The organism is Pseudomonas sp. KCJK9111, assembly GCF_046231935.1.
Lineage (GTDB): Bacteria > Pseudomonadota > Gammaproteobacteria > Pseudomonadales > Pseudomonadaceae > Aquipseudomonas > Aquipseudomonas parafulva_B.
Genome location: NZ_JBJJMO010000010.1, coordinates 81,216 through 88,379 on the forward strand (window position 1 = coordinate 81,216; position 7,164 = coordinate 88,379).

Sequence of the window (7,164 nt, forward strand, 5' to 3'; positions counted from 1 at the left end):
CAGAGCAGGGCGGGGTGAGCAAACCGCCATTGGCACGGCAGCGCCGGGTTGGCGCCACCGTCCAGGCCTTGCATGGCCAGGTCGATCAGATCGCCGGAGCCGTTTGCGCCTGCAGCGCCAGGCGATACTGCGCCAACTCATCGATGGTCAGCGTGGGCAGGTTGTACTGGCGCGCATAGACGGCCACTTCCTCGCCGCGAGCCATCGTGCCGTCAGGGTTCATCAATTCGCACAAGACCGCTGCCGGCCGCAGCCCGGCCAGGCGCGCCAGGTCAACCGACCCTTCGGTGTGGCCGCGACGCGTGAGCACACCGCCATTGCGCGCGCGCAGCGGAAAAACATGCCCAGGGCTGACAATATGCCGTTGCTCGGCCGAAGAGCGCAGTGCAGCGGCGATCGTGGTGACCCGGTCCTGGGCGCTTACGCCAGTGCTGATGCCCTCGGCAGCTTCGATGGTGACCGTGAACCCGGTGCCGTGGCGGGCCTGGTTGTTCTGGACCATGGGTGCCAGTTGCAGCTCATCGACCGTTGCCTCGTCCAGGCACAGACAGACGATGCCGCTGCAATCGCGGATCATCATGGCCATGGTCTGCAACGAAATGTTCTCGGCAGCGGCAATGATGTCCGCTTCATCTTCACGGTCGTCATCGTCAAGCAGCAGCACGGGGCGGCCGGCCTTGAACGCGGCGATGGCGGCGGTGACATTGGGAAAGTGCACAGGGTGCAAAGTAGACATGAAACGCTCCTCGTAAGTGATCGATGAACGTCTCGGGGCGAGCAAAATGCGTGCGCAGGGGTGCCCATGGGGCCCCTGCCTGACGCCTTCTTTCATCCGGACTATGACCGTCGGCCCTGGAATCTCACCAGGTCTGCTGACCTCCGGCACAGCCGGAGCGCTCGCGGGCTCATCTTTCGATTTACCGCCGGTGGGGACTTTCACCCCGCCCTGAAGACCGGGCAAGCATACCGCACCCGGTGCCTGGGTTGGCAACCCGCCGTCATGATCGGGGCCGCTGTCAGCGGCTGGGCGAGGTGCCCTGCGGTGCTGTTTTGCTCAGGCTATCGATCAGCCAGTGCAGCGATGCCGGAAGCATCGGCCCATGCCCAAGGCCATCGAACTGCTTGAAGGACACCTGCACCCCCTTGACCTGGGCCAGGCTGGCGGCGAGGCTCCGTGCCGTCTGATCGGCGTGGGGCTGGGCCGGTTCGCGGGGGCTGGCCGGCTCCAGTGAGCCGCGCATCAACAGCACGCGTGGCTGGGCATCCCCCAACTGCGACGGCAGGCCTGCCGCTTCGCGCAGGATTGCGCCGTCATGCCACCACAACGAGGGGCTGGCCGCCGCATAGACGGCGAATGACTTGGGCCGGGTGAAGAGGGCATGGAGCACGGCCAGGCCGCCATAGGAGTGTCCCCACAGGGTCTGCTGCCGGGGATCGATGCTCACCAGCGCTGCCAGCCTCGGGCGCATGCGCGTCTCCAGCAGGTCGAGAAACGCATCCACCCCGCCGCTGGGCTGCCCGGTGAGAGGGTCGCGCTGCTCGGTCTGCCCGGCAAGCGCCGGCGTGTAGTCGTAGGTTCGGCTGGCTCTGTCGATGCGCTGGTGGGTCTGGTAACCCACGGCGACCAGTACGGGGGCCTGGCCGGCGGCCAAGGCGTCGAGGCGTTGCCGGTCCAGGGCGCCCAGGGCTGCGTTGCCGTCCAGCATCCATAACACCGGGTAGCCGGTTGCGGGGGCGGCGCGCTTGGGCAGCCCTACCCATAGTCGGTAGTGACGCGCGCCGTCTGCCGAGTCGAGGTCCAGTTGGGTGAATCGGTAGGCCAGGTCCTTGCGTGCCAGCAGCGTCGTATCCATCGGCTGGTCATGCTCAGGCTGGGCCGTGGCGGCACCGGTCACAAGGGCCAGCGCAAACGCCAGGCCCCGGATCATTCTGTTCATCAGGCATCTCTTCACGGCATTGCAGGCACTGCAACTCAAGCAGCCAGATGATAGTCAGCCTCCAACACGCGTAAAGCGCCTTAACTTTCTAAACCGTTGGCGCTGGCCGGCAGGGTCAGGTGCAGGTGCAAGCCTGGGTGAGCATTGCAGGCCCAGAGTCGGCCACCCTGCAATTGCACGGCGCGCCGGGCGATGGCCAGGCCCAGTCCAAAGCCTGCGCCGCTGGCGCTCAGCCGCTGGTAGGGTTGGAAGATGCGCTCAAGCGCGGCCTCGGGCACGCCGGGGCCTTGATCGCGCACGCACAAGTGCCAATGCGCGCCTTCGCGCCAGCCCTCCAGGCAGACGGTTCCATCGGGCGGAGAGTGTCGGATGGCGTTTCGCAGCAGGTTCTCCAGCGCCTGGGCCACGCTGTCCAGGTGCACCTGGACCACGCAGTCCTGCCCGAGCGTGCATGGCAGGCGCGCGAGGCTCCAGCCACTTTCGAAGCAGATGTCCTGGCACAGCGCCTCCCACAGCGATGTCATCAGGACCGGCTCGGTGGCCAGGACGGGCTGTTCGGTGTCCATCCAGGCCAGGTCGAGGGTGTCTTCCAGCAGTTTCTGCATATGGCTGGTTTCATAATCCATGCGCGCGCGTAGCTGGGCGGCAGGCAAGTTGCTGTCATGGGCAATACGCAGGCGTGCCAGCGGCGTGCGCAATTCGTGGGACAGTGTGCGCAATAGCAGCCGCTGCTGTTCCAGGCTCTGGCGCAAGCGATTGGCCATGTGATCGAAGGCCTGCGCCAGCTCGCCCAGCTCATCGCGCCGGTCTTGCAGGGGCAGGCCTGGGCTGTCCAGGTCATTGGCCCGCAGCGCGTCGGCGCGGTCACGCAGGCGGTTCAACGGGGCGACAAGGTGACGGTACAGTGCCAGCCCCATCAGCAGGGCCAGCAACGCCGGCGCCACGCCGTGGGTGACCAGGTGAGTCCAGGGTGTCAGCCCGGTGGGCAGTAGCCGCTCGGGCAGTTGCATGACCAGGCGCCCGTGTTCGGGGTGGCGCGGGAAGGCAATGCTGACGTAAGGCAGTTCGCCTTGCAGGCGGCGGCTCATGGGCCAGTTCAGCTTGCGCATGAAGGTCAGGTGACCTGCCTCCTCGGCTGTGAGCGGTGTGGTGCCCAGGCTTTGCAGGTAAGGGCCGACGACCGCTGCCCAAGTGTCCTCGGTCATTTGCACCTGCTTGCGCCAGGTCTCGACACCCACGGCTCCCCCTTGCTCCCAGGCGAGCTCGGCCTGCCGGGCATAGCGGGCTAGGTAGTCTTGGTCGGCCTGGGCCAGGAAATAGGTGCTGCGCTCCACCGTCAGGCCCCAGGTCCAGATCAACCAGGTGAGCAGCAGGCAGAAGCTGACCTGCAGCAGGGCCAGCTTCCACAGCAGCGGATGTCGCCGCATCAGGCTGGGCTCTGCACGACCAGGACATAGCCCTGGCCACGCACAGCCTGGATGAGCAGATGCTGTATGCCGATGTCCGCCAGCTTGCGGCGCACGTTGCACACATGCACATCCAGGCCTCGATCCAGGCGCGTGTAGCCACGGTGCAGGACGGTCTGGTACAGGAACGGCTTGCTCAGCGGCTCCCCGGCATGGGCGTGCAGGGTGATCAACAAGCGGAACTCCGAGCCAGTCAACCCAGCCGGCATGCCGTTATGCATGACGTCCTGTGCAGTGTGATCAAATACGGGCTCATCAGTACGCGTCGCCACGGGCGGCGTGCTGTGGAAGGCGACCCGACGCAACAGTGCGTCGACCCGTGCATCCAGTTCCGCCAGGCTGAAGGGCTTGGGCAGGTAATCATCGGCACCCCGGGTAAATCCGGTGATGCGGTCCTGCTCGGCACCCAATGCCGACATGAGAATCACCGGTACTGCCTGCTTGCGCCGCAGTGCATCGAGCAGGCTCAGCCCGTCGAGACCTGGCAGCATGATGTCCAGCAGCGCCAGGTCGAATACGCATCGGTGGGCATCGGCCAGCGCCGCGTCGCCCGTCGCGCATGCGTGTACCTCGAAGCCACGGTCGATGAAATGGCGGTAAAGGTCGTGGCGTAAGCGTGGGTCGTCTTCGACCAGCAGCAGGGAGGTGGGCACGGCGAGCCTTGAATGAGAATTTATATCAGTTGCAAATCATCCCACCGGACTCGACCCTAGGCAATGGCCCAATGTGTTAAGAAGGTTAATGCTGCTGCATGCCCTGTACCTGCTCCGGTATCGTTCGCAAAAAGCAATATGTTTCGTTTGCGAATTACTATCATATGGGCAAAGGGTGCGGCATGAACGTTTTCAGTGGGGCAGGGCGCGCGCGACGCGTGCGGGGATGGCTGGTGGCAGGGCTGATGGCGCCGTTTTCACTTTCGGCATTGGCGCAAGACGTAGCCGTGGTGATGAACGCCGACGATACCCTCGACCTGCCGGCATTGACCATCGAGGGCAATCGGCTGTACGACATGCTGCCCTCCGAGGCCACTGGCGGGTACAGCGTGGACGCCGCCACCGTGGGCACCAAGACGCCAGCGGCCTTGAAGGACATCCCACAGTCGATCACCGTCTATACCCAGGATTACGTCAAGGATCGGCAGTTCGTCCACCTCGATGACCTGGCCAAATACACGGCCGGCCTGCGTACCCTGACCAACGACAGTGGTCGGTCATCGATCTACGCCCGTGGCTATGAGTACAGCGAATTCAACATCGACGGCCTGCCAGCACCGATGGCGAGCATCTTCGGGACCGTGCCATCGCTTGTGGCATTCGACCGTGTCGAGATCATGCGTGGCCCGGCTGGGCTGTTCAGCAGCACCAGCGAACTGGGCGGTATCGTCAACATGGTGCGCAAGCGGCCCACGGCCGACTTTCAGGGGCATGTCGAGGGCTACTACGGTACCTGGGATACCAATCACCAGGAACTGGACCTGAGCGGGCCGCTGGACGAAAACGGGCGGGTGCGTGGGCGCTTCATCGCCTCGCGCGACGACACCAATGGCGAAGTCGATTACAACGCCAACACCAGCAACAGCTACTACGGCGCGCTGGATGTCGACCTGGACGAGGTCACTACCCTGTCGTTCGGCCTGATCCACGAAGTCAAGAACATTACGCCGCACAATGGTTACCCGGCAACGTTGGACGGCAAGGTGCCTGACTTCAGCCATTCCCGTTTTCTGGGCGCAGACTGGAACGCGTTCGACGGCAAGACCACCGACCTGGTCGCTGAGCTGACCCATCGTTTCGACAACGGTGGCTATGGCCGCATCGCTGCACGCGGATCGCACCGCGATACCAACTATCTCTACGCGTTCACGGCCACAAACCCCACCACGGGCAAAAACTCCGAACGCGCCAGTGCGCGCGATTTCACCCAGGACACCTACGCGCTCGATGCCAGCTACAGCCAGCCCTTCGAGACCTTTGGCCAGGTCAGCGAGTTCGTCGTTGGCAGCGATTACAAGAACTACGACACCGAGTACCTGAACGGGGCCACGACGCTGGGCAACATCAACGTCAACACTTACTCACCCAAGCAGTTCGCCAAACCCGCTGCGAACTACACGACCGAGACGGGCATGCAGGAAGAGGAATACGGCTTGTATTCCAAGGTCACCTTCCGCCCGGTCGAGCGCCTGGCGTTGATCGCCGGCGGGCGGTTCAGTTGGTACCGTGGCGATTTCTACACCACGACCCTCAAGACCGGTGTCACTGCAGACGATAGCAAGCAGGTCGATGGTCATTTCACACCCTATACCGGTGCGGTCTACGACCTGTCCGAAAACCATGCGCTGTATGCCAGCTATTCGCAGGTGTTCAAGCCGCAATCGGCGACCGATGGCGACGGCCGAGTACTCAAGCCACGTGAAGGCGAGCAGTACGAAGTGGGTATCAAGAGCAGCTATTTTGGCGGCGCACTCAATACGCGCCTGTCGGCATTTCGCCTGACCGACGAAAACCGCGCCACCACCCGTTACGACAGCGAAGGCGTCGCGACCAAGGACTCGGTAGCTGCCGGCAAGACACGGGTCAAGGGGACAGAAGTGGAAGTCAGCGGCAAGCTGACCGATAACTGGGAGCTGCTGGGCGGTTACACCTGGATGGACACCGAAACCGTGAAGGGCGATGCCGAAACCACGTTCTTCATCATGCCGCGCCACCAGGCGTCGCTGTGGAGCAAATACACCATCAGCCAAGGCGCTCTCACCGGGCTGGCCATCGGTGGCGGCGTCTCGGCGATGAGCAATTTCCACTCGGAAAACGGCGGGGTACGCATCAATGCGCCAGGTTATGCCACCGTGGACGCCATGCTTTCCTACCCGGTGACCTCCAAACTGACTGCCACCGTCAACGTCAACAACCTGTTCGATCGCGATTACCTGTCGCGGGTGGGTTCGACGTCCACGTTCAACTTCTACGGCCCGTCGCGCAGCGTGCTGGTGGGTGCGCGTTACGATTTCTAAAGGCGTGTGCCAAGGAATGATGCGGCGCCGCTCAAGGGTCTCGCCGCAGTGTCCTGGCGGAAAAGCCGGCTTGTGGTGAGACTGTCATTTTTGCGAGTAGACAAAACCTAGGCTCAAAGGCGAAATAGACCGGACCACCCTTATAGTCGAGAACGCTGTCATGGTGAGCAGGCCACACAGGAATTTAGACAGTAAGCAGCACACGGTGCCTGCCCTACTCAGGCTATCTTTCCAGGTGACTGTAGCCTATTCACCCTATGGCTACTGCGCTGGTGAAAGTAGAGTGAATTCTGTAGTGGGGTTTAAGGGAGAATGGTTTGATCCCTTTGGGCTAGGCTACATGCTAGGAAATGGTTATCGCATGTTTGGCCCAACTCTGATGCGTTTCGGATCTCCTGACAGTATGAGTCCATTCGGAAAAGGCGGACTCAATCGCTATTGTTTTTGTAAAGGGGATCCTGTAAATCGAATGGATCCCAGTGGACATTGGCCTTTATTCCCTGAAAATTTCAGATTTGGAAGATACAGGCGCGTTGTCATGCAATCCTATCAGGGGTCCAGGCGGTCAATGACAAGACGACCTTCGATGCCCGCGCTTCCTGTCAGACCTTCAGACGATGAGATTAGAAAAAACAGGGACATGATTGCCTATCATTGTGGCGCGGCTCAGAGCAAAACAAGTTTGCAAACTAATCTTGATACCATATTCCAGGGGGGGGCTGGACGCGTAGATTTTGGTGCGGGCTTCTAG

General features: G+C 62.3%; 6 protein-coding genes and 1 riboswitch. Of the genes, 2 read left to right on the forward strand and 4 right to left on the reverse strand.

The features are described from left to right. Window positions 1-85: 85 nt before the first annotated feature. The 4 genes from ribB to ACK59L_RS06695 form a co-directional block, all read right to left on the reverse strand. Window positions 86-736: a 3,4-dihydroxy-2-butanone-4-phosphate synthase gene (gene ribB, locus ACK59L_RS06680; protein ID WP_058603980.1), complete on the reverse strand. Its 651-nt coding sequence runs from the start codon at window positions 734-736 to the stop codon at window positions 86-88. 80 nt (window positions 737-816) lie between these two features. Then, window positions 817-958: riboswitch (FMN riboswitch) on the reverse strand. A gap of 58 nt (window positions 959-1,016) precedes the next feature. Continuing rightward, a complete protein-coding gene (locus ACK59L_RS06685) occupies window positions 1,017-1,937 on the reverse strand; it encodes an alpha/beta hydrolase (protein ID WP_409272550.1) in 921 nt (306 codons plus the stop codon). A gap of 80 nt (window positions 1,938-2,017) precedes the next feature. Beyond that, a complete protein-coding gene (locus ACK59L_RS06690) occupies window positions 2,018-3,364 on the reverse strand; it encodes a histidine kinase sensor domain-containing protein (RefSeq protein WP_409272552.1) in 1,347 nt (448 codons plus the stop codon). Next, on the reverse strand, window positions 3,364-4,056 hold the full coding sequence (locus ACK59L_RS06695) for a response regulator transcription factor (protein WP_196185654.1): 693 nt from the start codon (window positions 4,054-4,056) through the stop codon (window positions 3,364-3,366). Before ACK59L_RS06695 ends, ACK59L_RS06690 begins: the two co-directional genes overlap by 1 nt. Window positions 4,057-4,238: 182 nt before the next feature. Here ACK59L_RS06695 and ACK59L_RS06700 point away from each other — a divergent pair, with 182 nt between their 5' ends. Together ACK59L_RS06700 and ACK59L_RS06705 are read left to right on the forward strand one after the other, a co-directional pair. After that, a complete protein-coding gene (locus ACK59L_RS06700; protein ID WP_409272554.1) occupies window positions 4,239-6,413 on the forward strand; it encodes a TonB-dependent siderophore receptor in 2,175 nt (724 codons plus the stop codon). A gap of 160 nt (window positions 6,414-6,573) precedes the next feature. After that, entirely contained in the window at window positions 6,574-7,164 is a 591-nt protein-coding gene (locus ACK59L_RS06705) for an RHS repeat-associated core domain-containing protein (RefSeq protein ID WP_409272556.1), read from the forward strand.

Excerpts from the sequence above, each read along its gene's own strand:
- ribB (WP_058603980.1), bottom strand. The coding sequence starts at position 736 with ATGTCTACTTTGCACCCTGTGCACTTTCCCAATGTCACCGCCGCCATC.
- ACK59L_RS06685 (WP_409272550.1), bottom strand. The coding sequence starts at position 1,937 with ATGAACAGAATGATCCGGGGCCTGGCGTTTGCGCTGGCCCTTGTGACC.
- ACK59L_RS06690 (WP_409272552.1), bottom strand. The coding sequence starts at position 3,364 with ATGCGGCGACATCCGCTGCTGTGGAAGCTGGCCCTGCTGCAGGTCAGC.
- ACK59L_RS06700 (WP_409272554.1), top strand. The coding sequence starts at position 4,239 with ATGAACGTTTTCAGTGGGGCAGGGCGCGCGCGACGCGTGCGGGGATGG.
- ACK59L_RS06705 (WP_409272556.1), top strand. The coding sequence starts at position 6,574 with ATGGTGAGCAGGCCACACAGGAATTTAGACAGTAAGCAGCACACGGTG.